Origin of the sequence: Streptacidiphilus jiangxiensis (genome assembly GCF_900109465.1) — a bacterium.
In the GTDB taxonomy this organism is placed as follows: domain Bacteria; phylum Actinomycetota; class Actinomycetes; order Streptomycetales; family Streptomycetaceae; genus Streptacidiphilus; species Streptacidiphilus jiangxiensis.
In genome coordinates, this window is sequence record NZ_FOAZ01000001.1 from 591,772 (window position 1) to 607,764 (window position 15,993).

The window sequence follows — 15,993 nt, forward strand, 5'->3', positions numbered from 1 at the left end:
TGTTCGTCCGGCCGGGGCCGGACGAATCGGGCGTTCTTGCGGTTCAGAGTGGTCCGTGCGACATGATCGCCTGCGGGCGCCGCGGTCCGGGCAGCTCGACCCGGATCAGACAGCCCAGTGGTGAGTCGGCGACGGCGATGGTGCCCTGGTGCAGCTCGACCGCCCAGCGCGCGATGGCGAGGCCGAGGCCGGTGCCGCCGTCGGAGCCGGGGCCCTGGGCGGTGGCCGCGCTGCCGCGGCCGAAGCGTTCGAAGACCCGGCCGCGGTCCTCCGGAGAGATACCGGGCCCCTCGTCGGCGACGTCCACCTGCAGCCCGCCGCCCACGGCGGCGCGGGCCCGCACGGTGACAGTACCGTCCTTGGGGCTGTGCCGGCACGCGTTGTCGACCAGGTTGGCGACGACCTGGTGCAGCCGTTCCGCGTCCGCGGTGGCGGTGAGCCCCGGGGAGACGTCCAGGCGCAGCGAGACGTCGGTGCGGCGTTTGCTGGCGCCGCCGGAGACGGAGCCGTCCACGGTCAGCCCGCGCAGCACCCCGGCCAGGAACGGTTCCACGTCGAACGGACGCAGCTCCAGGCTGTCCGCCCCGTCCGCGAGCTTGGACAGGTCCAGCAGGTGGGCGACCAGGCGGCCGAGGCGCTCGGTCTGCTCCAGGGCCGCGGCCATGGTCGCCGGCTCGGGAGTGACCACGCCGTCGACGACGTTCTCCAGCACCGCCCGGAGGGCGGCTATGGGGGTGCGCAGTTCGTGCGAGACGTTGGCGATCAGCTCGCGGCGTTGCCGGTCGGCGGCGTCGAGGTCGTCGGCCATGGTGTTGAAGGCGTGCGCGAGCTCGCCGACCTCGTCCAGCGAGCGGGTGTGCACCCGGCGCGTGTAGTCCCCGGCCGCCATGGCCCGGGCCGCCGCCGTCATGTCGCGCAGGCCGGAGGTCATGCTGTGGGCCAGGAACTGGGTGATCAGCAGCGAGGCGATCACCGAGAACACCATGACCACCCGGATCTGGGTGGAGGAGTTCAGGGCCAGCACCACCATCAGCGTGGAGATGCAGACCGAGATCAGCACCACCACGTTGAGCTTGGCCTTGACCGAGCGCAGCGGGTCGAGCGGGCGCATTCCCGCCCAGAACCGCTCCGCCCGGCTCGCCTCCCCTCCGGGCGGCGGCGTGGTCGGGCGGTGGTCCGGGGCGGGAATGCGGCGGCTCACGGGGTCGGGGCCTCCAGGGCGTAGCCGACTCCGTGCACGGTGCGGATCCAGTTGGCGCCGATCTTCCGGCGCAGCGCCTTGACGTGGCTGTCGACGGTCCGGGTGCCGGAGGCGTCGGTCCAGTCCCACACCTCGGCGAGCAGCTGCTCGCGGGTGAGCACCGCGCGCGGCTGCTGGGCCAGGCAGACCAGCAGGTCGAACTCGGTCGGGGTCAGGTGCACGTCGTCGCCGGAGACCCGGACGCGGCGCTGCACGTGGTCGATCTCCAGCTCGCCCAGGCGCAGCGTGCCGCCGACGGGCGCGCGGGCCGCGAGCTGGGCCCGCTCCACGCGCCGCAGCAGCACGTTGACCCGCGCCGCGAGCTCACGCATGGAGAACGGCTTGGTCATGTAGTCGTCCGCGCCGACGCCGAGACCGACCAGCATGTCCGTCTCGTCGTCACGCGCGGTGAGCATCAGCACGGGCACCGGGCGCTGCGCCTGGATGCGGCGGCAGACCTCCAGCCCGTCGAAGCCGGGGAGCATCACGTCCAGGACGACGAGGTCGGGCTGCCAGGTCTGGAAGCAGTCCACCGCCGTCGGGCCGTCGTGGGACACCGCCACCCGGAACCCCTCGGCGCCGAGCCGGGCCGCAATGGACTCCGCGATCGTCGGTTCGTCCTCGACAACCAGGACTCTGCGTTGGTTTCCCAGGCCAGGATTGGTCTGCTGCTGTACATCCGTCACGGTCACGCCACCGCCCCCAGGGCCTCGCGTTACAGGGCCCGAGCTGTTCAGGCCTTCCGGTTCGTACGGTTCGTACGCTGCCCCCGCCGCTTGAAGTTCAGTCAGTCCGTGGTGCTGTCGTTCGGCAGCGTACGGGCGGGACGGCCGCTGTGGCAGGCCGACGCCGGATAAACCGACCCTTCGGGCGGTGGCATGGGCAGGACCATACCGTGCGTCACCTATGTGCGCGAGGACAGGTACACGACATCGGGAACGCCGCGCTCCACATGCACCGGGACCTCGATCACCTCGACGCGGCCGAACCGGGCCCGCAGCCTGGCCTCGAACGCCGGGGAGTGGGCCGCGCTCCACACCGCGAGCACGCCCTTGTCGGCGAGCGTCCGGTCCAGCAGATCGAGACCCTTGTCACCGTAGAGCGAGTCGTTCGATGCGGTGACGGTCCAGTCCGGGCCGTTGTCGATGTCGAGGCAGAGCGCGTCGTAGCGGTCCCCGGTGGAGCGCAGGTGCTCCAGCAGGTCCGCGTGCACGATCCCGGCCCGCGGATCTGCGTGCCCCTCGCCCGCGAACGGCGCCAGCGGCGCGTCGCCGGCGGTGTGCCAGTCGATGATCGCCTGCTCCCGCTCCACCACGGTGATCCGCCCCGGCCGCCGGTCCCGCGCCGCCTCGGCCAGGGAGAACCCGACCCCGAGCCCGCCGATCAGCACGTGCGCCCCGCGCGGCTCGTCCAGCGCGTCCAGTGCGGCGGTGATCAGCACCCGCTCGGACCGGCCGTCGGCGGTGTCCATCAGGAACGTCCCGTTGGCGATGATCTCGAAGTGGGGGCCTCTGCGCCGCAGGGCCACCTCGCCGTAGGGGCCGTCGCGGCGGTCGAGCAACTCGGGGACATCGGCGTGATACGTGGACATGGGCACAGGTTCGCCCGCCCGCCCGGCGCGGGCAAATCCGATGACCCCGGGCACGGTCGGGGGCAGGCTGCGGTTCATGACTTTCTCGGTGATCGCACACGACCCGGCGAGCGGACTGACCGGGGTGGCGGTGGCCAGCTGCGTGCTGGCCGTGGGTGCACGGGTCGCCACGGCGCGGCGGGGTGTCGGCGTGGTGGCCGCGCAAGCCTCGTCGCCGCTGTGGCACGGGAACGCCGCACTCGACCTGCTGGCCCGAGGGGCCTCCCCGGAGGAGGCGGCTGCCGCGATGGCCGCGCTGCCGGAACCGGAGGAGCGGCAGCTCGCGGTCGTCGACGTGCGCGGAGGCGTTGCGGCGTGGACGGGCCCGGACTGCCAGGGCGAGGCCGGGCACCGCCTCGGCGAGCACGTCTCGGTGCAGGGCAACACGCTTGCGGACGGCGTGCTCCACACCCTGTGGACGGCCTGGGAGGCGGCGCGGGGGCGGCCGCTCGCCGAGCGCCTGCTCGCCGCGCTCCTCGCAGGGGACCGCGCCGGCGGGGACCGGCGCGGCCGCCAGTCGGCGGCGCTGCTGCTCGTCGGGGAGGACGACCCGGTGGACCTGCGGGTGGACGACGCCGCGGATCCGGTGGCCGAGCTGGGTCGGTTGCTGACCGTGGATCGGGCGCACCGGCTGTTCCGCGAGGCATACGCCCGTCATCGGGAGGGTTGCAGGGACGAGGCCGTTGCGTTGCTGCTGAGGTCGCAGGAGCTGGCGCCGGGGGACCGGCTGATCGGGACCTGGGCGCCCCGGATTCTGGGCGCCGAGGGCTGATCGCTCAGAGCGAACAGGGCTCGGGGAACAATGCCGGGGTCATGAACCTTTAGTCCCTGTAACTCAACTTGCATGACCGGGGAGAAATCATGGCTTCGACTTCTGGAACGCTCACCCTGCCGGTGCTGCCGCTCGACGACGATGCGGTGCTCCCCGGCATGGTCGTCCCACTCGACCTGTCCGACCAGGACGTCCGTGCCGCTGTGGAGGCCGCGCAGGCGGCGGTTCGGGAGACGGGGGCGCACGCCCCCGGGATCCGCGCGGTGGCGGGCGCCCGCAAGGCGCGCGTCCTGCTCGTCCCGCGCGTCGACGGCGCCTACGGTGCGATCGGCACCGTCGCCACCGTCGAGCAGGTCGGCCGCCTCGCCGACGGCGACCCGGCCGCGCTCGTGCGCGGCGTGCGCCGCGTCCGCATCGGGGCCGGCACCACGGGGCCGGGGGCCGCGCTGTGGGTGGAGGCGGTGCCGGTCGAGGAGACCGCCGTCCCCTCGCCGCTGCCCGGCGCCATCGCCGAGATCGTCACCGAGTACAAGGCTCTGACCACCGCCTGGCTGCAGAAGCGCGGCGCCTGGCAGGTCGTCGACCGCTTCACCCAGATCGACGGCGTCTCCGAGCTGGCCGACAACATCGGCTACGCGCCGTTCGTCACCGCCGAGGAGAAGGTCCAGGTCCTGGAGGAGCTGGACCCGGTGGCCCGGCTCAAGCTCGCCCTGCAGCTGCTCAAGGACCACCTGGCCGAGGCGGAGGTCCAGGAGACCATCCGCAAGGACGTCCAGGAGGGCATGGAGAAGCAGCAGAAGGAGTTCCTGCTGCGCAGGCAGCTGGAGGCGGTGCGGAAGGAGCTGGCCGACCTCAACGGCGAGCCCGACTCCGAGGAGGAGGACTACCGGGCCCGCGTCGAGGCTGCGGACCTGCCCGCGAAGGTCAAGGAGGCGGCCCTCAAGGAGGTCGAGAAGCTGGAGCGTTCCAGCGATGCGTCCCCCGAGGGCAGCTGGATCCGTACCTGGCTGGACACGGTCCTGGAGCTCCCCTGGAACAACCGCACCGAGGACGCCTACGACATCGCCGGCGCCCGTGCGGTGCTGGACGCCGACCACTTCGGACTCGACGACGTCAAGGAGCGCATCGTCGAGTACCTGGCGGTCCGCAAGCGTCGTTCCGACCGGGGTCTCGGTCTGGTCGGCGGCCGTCGTGGCGGCGCCGTGCTGGCGCTGGTCGGCCCGCCCGGCGTGGGCAAGACCTCACTGGGCGAGTCCGTGGCCCGCGCCATGGGCCGCGAGTTCGTCCGCGTCGCCCTCGGTGGCGTCCGCGACGAGGCGGAGATCCGCGGTCACCGTCGCACCTACGTCGGCGCACTGCCCGGCCGCATCGTGCGGGCCATCAAGGAGGCCGGTTCGATGAACCCGGTCGTGCTGCTCGACGAGATCGACAAGGTCGGCTCGGACTACCGGGGCGACCCGGCGGCGGCCCTGCTGGAGGTCCTGGACCCGGCGCAGAACCACACCTTCCGTGACCACTACCTGGAGGTCGAGCTCGACCTCTCCGACGTGGTCTTCCTGGCCACCGCCAACGTGCTGGAGGCCATCCCCGAGCCGCTGCTCGACCGGATGGAGCTGGTGCGTCTGGACGGCTACACCGAGGACGAGAAGGTCGTCATCGCCCGCGACCACCTGCTCCCGCGCCAGCTGGAGCGGGCGGGCCTCGGCAACGACGAGGTCGTCGTCGCGGAGGACGCGCTGCGCAAGCTCGCGGCCGAGTACACGCGTGAGGCCGGTGTCCGCACGCTGGAGCGCGCGGTCGCGCGCATCCTGCGCAAGGTCGCGGCCCAGAACGAGCTCGGCGAGGCGGGCGCGGAGCTGCCGCGCACCGTCCACGAGGCCGACCTGCGCGGTCTGATCGGCCGGCCCCGGTTCACCCCGGAGCACGCGCAGGAGCCGGAGGAGCGGCGGACGGCCGTGCCCGGCGTCGCGACCGGCCTGGCCGTGACGGGCGCGGGCGGCGACGTCCTGTTCGTCGAGGCCTCGATCGCCGATCCGGAGACGGGCGGCAGCGGCCTGACCCTGACGGGTCAGCTCGGCGACGTGATGAAGGAGTCCGCGCAGATCGCGCTCAGCTTCCTGCGGTCGCACGGGGCGGAGCTGGAGCTGCCGGTCACCTCCCTGCGGGAGCGCGGTGTCCACATCCACGTCCCGGCGGGCGCGGTCCCGAAGGACGGCCCGAGCGCGGGCGTCACGATGACGACCGCTCTCGCGTCGCTGCTGTCCGGCCGCAAGGTGCGACCGGAGGTCGCGATGACGGGCGAGGTGTCCCTGACCGGACGGGTCCTGCCGATCGGCGGTGTCAAGCAGAAGCTGCTGGCGGCGGACCGGGCAGGCATCACCACGGTCCTCATCCCGTCCCGCAACGAGGCGGACCTGGACGACGTCCCGGCGGAGGTCCTGGAGCGGCTGACGGTTCACGCGGTCGCGGACGTCCGGCAGGTGCTGGAACTGGCGCTGGAGCCGGCGCAGGCCCTGCAGGAGAGCATCGCGGCGTAGCCGCGAGGGCGCGGGGAACTGCGCGACAAGCCACCCACGTGCGGATGGTCCTCATCGAACAGGGCCATCCGCACAGGGTGGTTGCTCGCGCCGTTCCCCGCGCCCCTGGGTGGTAGGGCAACGACCTGCGGGAGCGAAAGTCAAAGGCGGCCCGTCTCCGGATTGCGAGCCGTGAGGCAGTAGATACCACCCGCCGGGTCCCGCATCACGATCCAGTGCCCGTGCTCGGCCACGAACGTCGCACCCAGCGACTCGTGCGCCTCCCGCGTCGCCCAGCGGTCCGCACAGGCGAGGTCGAGGTGGGTGCTGGTGGGGCCCGCCTCTCCGAGGCGGTGGAGGAGGATGCGGAACGGGAGCTCCGACGGGGGCTGGACGACGACGAACTCCGGCCGGGAGCCCTTGGAGACCGTCCAGCCGGTGAGCTCCGTCCAGAACTCGGTCTCGGCGTCGAACGCGTCGGCGGGGAGGTCGATCGCGATCTGGTCCACCCGCGTGCCCGCGACCACCGGCGGACGCCGGTGCTCGCGGTGCCAGGGGACCACGCAGAACAGCTGGCCGCCGGGCGAGCGCAGCACGCTCCACGCGCCGTGGTCGGCGATCCGCTCCGCACCGAGGGCCACCGCGTCGTCCGCCAGGGCGCGCGGGTTCTCGACCGCCAGGTCGAGGTGGCCGCCGTGGCTCTCGGCCACGGCCTGCAGTTTCAGGCAGGCGTTCGAGTTGTCCTTCGGCAGGAACGTCGCGAACTCGCCGTCGGCGCCGCGCGGGGCGGACAGCGTGGTGTCCGTCACCGCCGTCCAGAACTCGGCGGCAGCCGCCCAATGGTCACGGGGTCGGTCGACGAACGCGTACACCCAGCGGATCATGCTCGCAGCGTAGCCTCCGTCACACCCGCCCCGCCGGAAGAACCGGAACGGTCACAGACGCGTTCCCCACCTTGAGACGGGACCTGCGACAATGCCACGGTTCTCGGAACGTCGGTGGAGTGTTGGGTAGGAGCAGAGCATGGGCGCACGAGGCTCGGGGAGCGCTACCGTGGCGCCAGGTGCGAAGCGCAGGCGGAATCTGGAGCTGACGCTGCTCCTGTTCGCGCTCGCCCTGTGTGGATTCGGGTACGCGAACGTCGACCTGGTGCTCAACGGCAGCCTGTCCGGAAGCTTCGCGGTGCAGATCGTCGGAGTCAGCCTGCTGGCCCTGGTGGCGCACCTGGCCGTGCGCAAGTGGGCGCCGTACGCCGACCCGCTGATGCTGCCCATCGCCGTGGCGCTGACCGGGCTCGGACTCGTGATGATCCACCGGTTGGACTTCTCGAACCACAAGGCCTACGGCTGGGCGCCCATGCTCCCGAACCAGCTGATGTGGACCGTGATCGCGCTGGTGGCCTTCGTGGGCCTGATAGCGGTGGTGAAACACCACCGCATGCTCGCCCGGTACACCTATCTGCTGATGGCCTCCTCGCTGGTGATGCTCGTCGCTCCCGCGTTCTTCGGCGCCGACACCTACGGCGCGCGCCGCTGGATCAAGATCGGCCCGCTTCAGTTCCAGCCTGGTGAGTTCACCAAGATCGCGATCGTCATCTTCTTCGCCAGCTACCTCATGGCCAACCGGGACGCGCTCGCCCTGGTCGGTCGCCGGGTGATCGGCATCAGCCTGCCGCGCGGGCGGAACCTCGGGCCGATCCTGGTGGTCTGGGCGGTCAGCCTGGTCGTGCTGGTGGCCGAGTCCGACCTCGGCACCTCGCTGATCTTCTTCGGCGCCTTCATCGCGATGCTCTACATCGCCACCCAGCGGACCGGGTGGCTCGTGGTCGGCGGACTGATGGCGCTGGGAGGCGCGACCGCGGCCGCCACGCTGGTGAGTCACGTGAAGTACCGCGTGAACAACTGGCTCGACCCGATGCTCTACTACAAGCTGACTCCCGAAGGGAAGAACCCGGTCGGCAGCTCGCCCCAGCTGGCCGAGTCGCTGTTCAGCTTCGGGCACGGCGGACTGCTGGGCACGGGGCTGGGGCAGGGCCAGTCGTGGCTGATCAAGTTCGCCGACGCCTCCGACTGGATCCTCTCCACGGTCGGCGAGGAGCTGGGTACGGCCGGCGTGATGGCGGTCCTGATCATGTACGTCCTGCTCACGCAGCGCGGGATGCGGGTCGCGGTCCGGCTGTCCGACCCCTTCGGCAAGCTGCTGGCCGCCGGTCTCTCGGCGACCCTCATCCTGCAGGTCTTCATCGTCGCGGGCGGCGTCACCGGGCTCATCCCGCAGACCGGTAAGGCGCTGCCGTTCCTCGCGCAGGGTGGCTCCGCGATGGTCGCGGCCTGGCTCAACGTCGCCCTGCTGATCAAGCTCAGTGACGCCGCCGGCCGCGCCGAGATGGAGCCCAAGCCGGACCCGAACGCGACGCTGACGATCTCCGCCGAGGAGATCGCCCGCGCCCACGCCGAGATGGAGCAGACCGGCAACTAGGCCCCTGCCGGACCGGCCCTGGCCCCTGCCGGACCGGCCCTGGCTCCCGCCGGGGTGGGCCTCAGCGGAAGATGCCGGTGTGGCCCAGCGAGTAGCGGCCCGGCTGTGGGTAGACGCACAGTCCGTGCGGGCCGTCGCCCACGGGGATCTTCGCGAGCAGCTTCCCGTCCGCCGTGGACATCGCGTAGACGACGGAGTTGTAGCGGCCGGAGAGCCACAGCACCTTGCCGTCGGCGGAGACCCCGCCCATGTCGGGACTGCCGCCGCCGGGGATCCACCACTTGTGGACGAGCTTGCCGGTCGCGAAGTCCAGGACCGAGACGGAGCCCTCGCCGCGGTTGGAGATGTAGAGCTGCTTGGAGTCGCGGCTGACGTAGAGGCCGTGGGCGCCGGCACCCGTCGGGAGCAGGACGGGCTTGGAGAAGGTGTCGCCGTTCAGCTCCCACACGCCGTTGGCGATCATGTCGGCGACGTACCAGGTCTTCCCGTCCGGGGAGATCTTCACGTCCTGCGGCATCGAGCCGGTCATCGGGATCTTCTGCTCGGCGACGATCTGCATCTTCGCCGTGTCGACCTTGAGCAGGTCGCCGGAGAACTCGCAGGAGACGATGAAGTACCGGCCGTCGGGGGAGAAGTCCGCGTGGTTGACCCCGTCGCACTGCGAGGGGATGGCCTTGACGGTCTTCATGGTGTGGGCGTCGCGGAAGACCAGCTGGTGGTCGGCCGAGGCCATCACGATCGCGTACTTGCCGTCGGGCGTGAAGTAGAGGTTGTACGGGTCGTGCACGTCCACCGTCCGGCCGGCCTTGCCGGTGGCGGGGTCGATCGGGGTGAGCGTGTTGCCGAGGTCGTTGTTGACCCACAGGGTCTTCAGGTCCCAGGAGGGCACGACGTGCTGCGGCTGGTCGCCGACCGGGATGGTGTCGATGACCTTGTAGGTGGCCGGGTCGATCACGGTGACCGTGTTGGAGAGCGTGTTGGGCACGTAGACGCGCGAGGGGAAGTCCTTCACCACCGGTGACAGCTGGTTCGGCCGGTCGGCCGCGTACACGTCCTTCGGGTCGAGCAGCGGCGGCATGCCGGGCAGGCTCGCGTCGCCGCTCTTGGCCTGGACGGAGGCCGCCGCCGGCCCCGTCGAGGCGGCCTGCTTCGGGGCGTTCACCGCGTTGCCGGTGGCCGGGCCGACGGAGGTGCAGGCGGTGGTCACCAGCAGGGTGGCGGCGCTCAGGGCGGCAGCGGTGGCGAGGTGGTGAGTGCGCATCAGCTCAGCAGCTCCGAGGTGGTGACAGCGCGCAGGCCGCGCTGCCGAAGGCCGTCAAGGATCGCGGGCAGTGCGGCGACGGTGCCGGTGTGCCCGAAGTGCAGCGAGACCACCGACCCGGCTCGGGTCCGGCTCAGCACCGTGCGGGTGACGGCGCTCGCACCGGGGTCGGTGTAGTCGAGGGAGTCCACGTCGTAGGAGAGGCAGTGGGCGTAGCCGGCCCGGCGGGCCTGCGCCGCCACGACGGCGGTGCAGTCCTGCGCCTGCGAGGGCCGGAACCAGGTGCCGATGGAGCCGGTCAGCTGCCGCAGGCGCTGCGCGCAGCGGGCGATCTCGGCGTAGGCGGCGTCGGCGGAGAGCGTGGAGATCGCGACGTGGTTCTGCGTGTGGTTGCCCAGCTCGTGGCCCCCGTCGAGGATGCGCTTCGCCAGGTCCGGGTAGCTGTCCAGCCAGCTGCCGACGGCCATCACGGTGACCTTGGCGTCCGCCCGCTCCGCCTCGGCGAGGAGGGAGCGTGCGACGGCCGGATCGCCCTGGCCGTGGAAGGTGAGCGCGACTCGGTCCGTGGTGGTCGGCCCGGAGCGGATCTCGAACGGTAGCCCGGCGGCGACGGCCGCGACCGTCGCCTTCGGGGTGGGAGTCGGCGTCGCGGTCGGCGTGCGCGAGGGCAGCGCGTCGGTGCCGCCCGCGGACGAGTCCGAGGACTTCGCGGGGCTTCCGCAGGCGCTCAACAGGGACGCGGCGGCACCGAGGGTGGCGGCGCGGAGGACATGGCGTCGGTCCAGGGGGCTCACCGTCCCGACGATATGCAGAACGTCACATATCCGCGCGTCGAGATTCTGACGGACGATCGGAGTCGGCAGTCGGCCCGAACGTGGATGGAACAAGGAGTACAGGTGCTCACCAGTGACCGGAAAGAGCTTCCATTCGGCGTCCCGGGACTGCGGGTCTTCCTGGGTGACGACGGTGTCGCGGTGCTCCTGCTGGACCGGCCGGAGAAGAAGAACGCCCTGACCCGCGCCCAGTGGGAGGCGCTGCCGGAGCTGCTCACCCGCTTGGAGCAGGAGCCCGGCCTGCGGGTGCTGCTTCTGACAGGCACCGGCGGTGCGTTCTCGGCCGGGGCGGACATCGGCGAGCTGGCCGGTGTCTACGCCAGCCCCGAGGCCGCCGACGAGTACCACGCCGTCAACGTGGCGGCGGAGAGCGCGCTCGCGGCCTTCCCGCACCCGACTCTCGCGGTCGTGGACGGCCCCTGCGTGGGCGGCGGTTGCCAGCTCGCCGTCGCCTGCGATCTGCGCTTCGCCGCCTCCGGCGCCCGGTTCGGGATCACCCCGGCCAAGCTCGGGATCGTCTATCCGGCCGTGCCGACGGCACGCCTGGCCAGGCTGGTCGGCCCGGCCCGGGCGAAGTACCTGCTCTACTCCGCCGAACTGGTGACGGCGGACCAGGCGCTGGTCTTCGGCCTGGTCGACGAGGTGGCGCCGGAGGGGCAGTCGGTGCAGGAACGGGCGCTCGCCTTCGCCCGGGTGCTGGCCTCCCGCTCGGCGCAGACGCAGGGGGCGGTCAAGGACGTCGTCGACGCGGTCGTCACCGGCGGGGACGCGCAGGCCGCGGTCGCTCCGTGGGAGCGCGCGTCCCGGACCACGCCCGACGTGCGGGAGGGCCTGGCCGCCTTCCTCGAGCGCCGCGCGCCCCGGTTCTGAGTCGCTGCTCGTCGGCGCGCCTGCGCTTTCGCCGCCTGTCCGGAAAATAGCTTGATGTCCGTTTCCTGCTCGTGCGGATCGGAACGGACGGACGGACCTGATGGCCAGTGGAGTGACCGGAAGCAGGGGCCCCGGCGGTCGCCGCGGCTTCCTCGCCGAACTCAAGGACGCCGTCAACGGCCGCACCGCGATGCTGGTCATCGCGGTGCTGGCGCTCCAGCTCGGCTTCATCGTGTCGTACATCGGCGCGCTGCATCACCCGTACCCGTACAAGGCCTCGATCGGGGTCGTCGCGCCGCCGCAGATCAGCCCCAAGCTGGTGGCCGGCCTCAACGGGCTGCCCAAGCAGGTCCTCGACGCCAAGCCGGTCGCCGACCAGGCGACCGCGGTCGGTCAGATCAAGGACCAGAAGCTCTACACCGCGCTGGTGTTCAATCCGACCGGCACGCAGGACACCCTGCTCGTGGCCAATGCCTCCGGTCCGGCGCTGGCCACGGCCGTGACCCAGATCGTCACCCAGGTCGAGACGCAGCAGGGCCGCACCGTCGTGGTCAAGGACGTCGTGCCGCTGGCGGCGGGCGACGCCGAGGGTCTCTCCTCCTTCTACCTCGCCGTCGGCTGGTGCGTCGGCGGCTACCTGGTCGCCTCCCTGCTCGGTATCAGCGCGGGTACCCGTCCGGCGAACGCGCAGCGCGCGGTCATCCGCCTCGGCGCGCTCCTGCTGTACTCGCTGGCCGCGGGGTTGGGTGGGGCGATCATCGCGGGCCCGATCCTCAACGCGCTCCCGGGCAGCATCGTCGCGCTGTGGGGCGTCGGCACGATGGTCGTGTTCGGGGTGGGTGCGGTGACGATGGCGCTGGAGTGCTTCTTCGACGTCATCGGCATCGGGATCGCGGTGCTGCTCTTCGTCATCCTCGGCAACCCGAGTGCGGGCGGCGTCTTCCCGCCCCCGCTGATGCCGCCGTTCTGGCGTGCGATCGGCCCCTGGCTCCCCAACGGGGCCGGGACCGACCTCAACCGCTCCATCGCGTACTTCCACGGCACGGATGTGCTCCGCCCACTGCTGGTCCTGTCGGCGTGGATCGTGGTCGGCGTCGCGCTGACGATGGTCGCCTCCATCGTCCGCCCGGGCACGGGCCGCGCGGACCTCCCGAAGCCGGAGGCGGCGCCCGAGCCGGAGGCGGCGCTGGAGGCGTAGCCCCTGGTGGTTACTCGGTGCGCAACGCCACCGCGGTGCGGGTGCGGGCAGCCCAGCCGGCGGGGAGGAGCGCGCTGAGGACCGCGATCAGCAGCCCGCCGATGCCCAGCAGGATCAGCGCGGGCGCCTGGTAGACGTCCAGGACGGACGCCGGCAGCCGCAGCCCCGCGCTGTTGCCCATCGCGGGGACGACGATCCGCTGGAGGGCCACCCCGAGCGGGACACCGACCGCGCCGCCGACGAGGCCGACGACCGTGATGGAGGCGATCACCATCGCCACCGTCTGGCGCGGCGTCATGCCGAGGGCCTTGACGACGCCGAGGTCGTGCACCCGCTCGCGGGTGTCCAGCACCACCGTGTTGAGGACGCCCAGGCCGGCGACCAGCACCAGCACCAGGGTCAGCAGCCCGGTCAGCGCGTCCAGCATGATCAGCAGCTGGCTCGCGCCGCCGCCGTCGCCGACCTGGGCGATCGCGCCGGTCGGCTTCAGCGCGGTGTTGAGCGCGTTGGTGTAGGCGTTCCTGTCGGTGCCGGGGGCGAGCTTGATGGAGAAGTACTCGGCGTGCAGGTTCGGCTCGGCGGAGGCGAGCGTACGGGCGTCGGTGAGCAGGGCCATGCCCTGGTTCTTGGTGACGAAGACCTCCCCGGTGATCTTCACCGTGATGGCCTTCCCGTGGTCGGTGAGCTGGACGGTGTCGCCGACCTTGGTGCCCGTCGCGGTCAGGAAGGGCGTCGGGGCGACGGCCTCGCCGGGGCGGGTGAACCAGGAGCCGCTGACCATCTGGTAGCCGGCCCAGGACGCGTCGCCGACGAACGCGGTGACCTGCACGCTGCCGGTGGTCCCGGCCGCGGTGACCTGGGTCTGCGCGGTGCCGAACCAGGCGCGGGTGCCGGACTGGGCCTGGATCGCGCGGGTCATCGCGCCGGTGTCGACGCTGCCGGGAGTGGTGCTCGCGGAGACGCTGCCGCCGGCTGTGCCGCCGACCTGGGCCCCTCCAGGAGCGGCCCCGGGCCCGGAGCCTGCGCCGGGAGGCGCGGAGGTGAGGACGGTGACGTCGGCGGTGGAGGCCTTGGAGTCCTGGATCCGCTGGAGCGACGTACCGAGCCCGAAGGCGAAGGTGACGGCGGCGGCGCCGAACAGGATCGCGGTGACCATCGCGATCGCCCGGGCCGGGCGGGCGAACGGCTGGGCCAGACCCAGCGTCACCGCGCGGGGGAGCGGCAGTGCCCGGGCGACGCGGGCGGCGCGCCGGCCGCGTCCGCTGCGCGGGGTACGGCCGACGGCGAGCGCGTCCACGGTGCGCAGCCGCCCGGCGCGCAGCGCGGTGACCAGCGCCGTCGCCGAGACCATGAGCAGGACGCCGGCGACGACCGCGAGGTCGACCGAGGGGGCGACGGTCAGTGAGGTGGTGCCGTAGACCTGCTCGGTGGCGGCGAGGATCTGGGCCGCCACCAGGTTGCCGAGGACGGCACCGATCAGGGTGCCGATCGCGGCGGGGATCAGGGCCTGGCCCATGTAGGCACGGACGACCTGACCGGGGGTGAAGCCGATCGCCTTGAGGATGCCGATCCGGCGGGTGCCCGAGCCGACGGCCCCGGCGACCACGTTGCCGACGATGAGCACCGACATCAGCACGCCCAGCAGGCCGAAGGCGGTGAGGAACGGGATGAAGATGCCGGTGCTGCTGTCGTCGCTGTTCTTCACGTCCAGCCAGCTGCGGGTGCCGCTGATCGCGCCGGACGGGAGGGAGGCAGCAACGGCGGAGCGGTCGGCGGCGAGCTGGGCGGCGGTGCTCGCGGACGAGAAGCGGTAGAGCATCTGCCAGCCGGTGTCGGCCCCCTTGGCGGACGCCAGGCCGGACACGTCGCCGGGTTCGACCCAGCCGTCCGCGGTGCGGCTGACGGACCGGGCGACGCCGACCACCTGGAGCTCGGTCGTGCCACCGGACGCGTTCGGGAAGTCGACCTTCTGTCCGACGGAGATCTCGGGCCCGGAGTAGTCGGCGGAGACGACGATCTGCCCGGGGCCGGAGAGCCAGTGGCCTGCGGTCAGGCTCACGTCGTCGACCGGCCCGCCCGCGTTCGCGCGGCCGACGAGCTTCATCGGGTCGATGCTCATGCCGGCGGGCAGGGTGAGCCCGACGACGCTGCCGGGGCTCGCCGTGACGGTGGCGAACGGGCCCGCGGACGCGGTGACCCCGGAGGCGTGGGCGCTCGCGTCCAGCTCGGCGGCGGTCGCCTTCGCGGAGTCGAACTGGGCGGCCAGGTGGGCGCCGTTCTGCTGGGCGAAGGCGTGGTCGAACGGGGCGTTGGAGGCCACCAGCAGCGAGCCGCCCAGGACCGAGGCGGTCACCGCCATCATCGAGGCCAGGCCGGTGACGACCGTCTGCACCCTGCGGCGGCGGACACCCGCCCCCATCACCGTGCGAAGCGCGCTCATCGGGTCACCGCCACAGGGGAGTTGTTGTCGACGTGGGTGTCGGAGGAGATCTCGCCGTCGAGGAAGCGGACGACGCGGGTGGCGCAGCTCGCCGCGAGGCGCTCGTCGTGGGTGACCACGACGATGGTCTGGCCGTCGGCGTGCAGCTCCCGCAGCAGCGCCTTGACCTCCTCGCCGGAGGCGGAGTCGAGCGCGCCCGTCGGCTCGTCGGCCAGCAGCAGCGCCGGGCGGTTCATCAGGGCCCGGGCCACGGCGACACGCTGCCGCTCACCGCCGGAGAGCCGCCCCGGGTAGGCGCGGGCATGCTTGGCGATGCCCAGCACGTCCAGCAGGCTGTTGGCCCGCTTGCGGGCCTCGCCGCGCCGTACGCCCGTCATCTCGGCGGGCAGGACCACGTTGTCGAGCACGGTCAGGTCGTCGAGCAGGTTGAAGAACTGGAAGACCATGCCGATGTGGTCGCGGCGGAACCGGGCCGCTCCCGCCTCGCCCAGGGTGTCCACCCGGACCCCGGCGACGGTGACCGTTCCCGCGTCCGGACGGTCCAGGCCCGCGATCAGGTTGAGCGTCGTCGACTTGCCGCTGCCCGAGGGGCCGAGGATCGCCACGGACTCGCCCGGGTGGATGGTCAGCGAGACGTCGCGCAGAGCCGCCGGGCCGTCCACGAACCGGCGATGCACACCACTGAGTTCGATCACGGGCTGGGCCATCGGGATTCCCCTTCTCACGCCTTCTTTCCGACGTCCGTAACGCTATGG

At 72.1% G+C, this 15,993-nt stretch carries 13 protein-coding genes; 5 read left to right on the plus strand and 8 right to left on the minus strand.

Translation table 11 applies throughout. From position 1 onward, the window contains the following. Window positions 1-43: 43 nt before the first annotated feature. From BMY61_RS02570 to BMY61_RS02580, 3 genes are all read right to left on the minus strand, one after another. Complete coding sequence (locus tag BMY61_RS02570) at window positions 44-1,111, minus strand: HAMP domain-containing sensor histidine kinase (protein ID WP_052439448.1); 1,068 nt, start codon at window positions 1,109-1,111, stop codon at window positions 44-46. Window positions 1,112-1,197: 86 nt separating this feature from the next. Next, the gene (locus tag BMY61_RS02575; RefSeq protein WP_174514572.1) at window positions 1,198-1,926 is read right to left on the minus strand and encodes a response regulator transcription factor; all 729 of its coding nucleotides are present in this window, start codon (window positions 1,924-1,926) and stop codon (window positions 1,198-1,200) included. Window positions 1,927-2,144: 218 nt separating this feature from the next. Then, a complete protein-coding gene (locus BMY61_RS02580) occupies window positions 2,145-2,831 on the minus strand; it encodes a spermidine synthase family protein (RefSeq protein WP_042458598.1) in 687 nt (228 codons plus the stop codon). A gap of 76 nt (window positions 2,832-2,907) precedes the next feature. Here BMY61_RS02580 and BMY61_RS02585 point away from each other — a divergent pair, with 76 nt between their 5' ends. Further along, window positions 2,908-3,642 carry a DUF1028 domain-containing protein gene (locus BMY61_RS02585; protein WP_161791354.1) on the plus strand — a complete coding sequence of 245 codons (735 nt, stop codon included), beginning with the start codon at window positions 2,908-2,910 and terminating at the stop codon, window positions 3,640-3,642. 89 nt (window positions 3,643-3,731) lie between these two features. Continuing rightward, window positions 3,732-6,179: an endopeptidase La gene (lon, locus tag BMY61_RS02590; RefSeq protein ID WP_042458595.1), complete on the plus strand. Its 2,448-nt coding sequence runs from the start codon at window positions 3,732-3,734 to the stop codon at window positions 6,177-6,179. Window positions 6,180-6,319: 140 nt separating this feature from the next. Here lon and BMY61_RS02595 read toward each other — a convergent pair whose 3' ends face one another. After that, entirely contained in the window at window positions 6,320-7,042 is a 723-nt protein-coding gene (locus BMY61_RS02595; protein ID WP_042458592.1) for a VOC family protein, read from the minus strand. Window positions 7,043-7,211: 169 nt separating this feature from the next. Here BMY61_RS02595 and BMY61_RS02600 point away from each other — a divergent pair, with 169 nt between their 5' ends. After that, window positions 7,212-8,636 carry an FtsW/RodA/SpoVE family cell cycle protein gene (locus BMY61_RS02600; protein ID WP_063773397.1) on the plus strand — a complete coding sequence of 475 codons (1,425 nt, stop codon included), beginning with the start codon at window positions 7,212-7,214 and terminating at the stop codon, window positions 8,634-8,636. Between the two features lie 61 nt (window positions 8,637-8,697). Here BMY61_RS02600 and BMY61_RS02605 read toward each other — a convergent pair whose 3' ends face one another. Together BMY61_RS02605 and BMY61_RS02610 are read right to left on the minus strand one after the other, a co-directional pair. Beyond that, window positions 8,698-9,897, minus strand: coding sequence for a YncE family protein (locus BMY61_RS02605; protein WP_042458586.1), 1,200 nt, complete (start codon window positions 9,895-9,897; stop codon window positions 8,698-8,700). Then, the gene (locus tag BMY61_RS02610) at window positions 9,897-10,691 is read right to left on the minus strand and encodes a polysaccharide deacetylase family protein (protein ID WP_042458583.1); all 795 of its coding nucleotides are present in this window, start codon (window positions 10,689-10,691) and stop codon (window positions 9,897-9,899) included. Before BMY61_RS02610 ends, BMY61_RS02605 begins: the two co-directional genes overlap by 1 nt. A 147-nt stretch (window positions 10,692-10,838) precedes the next feature. On the opposite strand from BMY61_RS02610, the gene BMY61_RS02615 reads away from it, so the two are divergent. Together BMY61_RS02615 and BMY61_RS02620 are read left to right on the plus strand one after the other, a co-directional pair. Continuing rightward, window positions 10,839-11,600: an enoyl-CoA hydratase/isomerase family protein gene (locus tag BMY61_RS02615; RefSeq protein ID WP_042458648.1), complete on the plus strand. Its 762-nt coding sequence runs from the start codon at window positions 10,839-10,841 to the stop codon at window positions 11,598-11,600. A gap of 100 nt (window positions 11,601-11,700) precedes the next feature. Then, window positions 11,701-12,798: a membrane protein gene (locus BMY61_RS02620; RefSeq protein WP_042458579.1), complete on the plus strand. Its 1,098-nt coding sequence runs from the start codon at window positions 11,701-11,703 to the stop codon at window positions 12,796-12,798. A gap of 10 nt (window positions 12,799-12,808) precedes the next feature. Here BMY61_RS02620 and BMY61_RS02625 read toward each other — a convergent pair whose 3' ends face one another. Further along, entirely contained in the window at window positions 12,809-15,238 is a 2,430-nt protein-coding gene (locus BMY61_RS02625) for an ABC transporter permease (RefSeq protein WP_082015598.1), read from the minus strand. Next, window positions 15,235-15,945, minus strand: coding sequence for an ABC transporter ATP-binding protein (locus BMY61_RS02630; RefSeq protein ID WP_042458575.1), 711 nt, complete (start codon window positions 15,943-15,945; stop codon window positions 15,235-15,237). Before BMY61_RS02630 ends, BMY61_RS02625 begins: the two co-directional genes overlap by 4 nt. Window positions 15,946-15,993 lie beyond the last annotated feature (48 nt).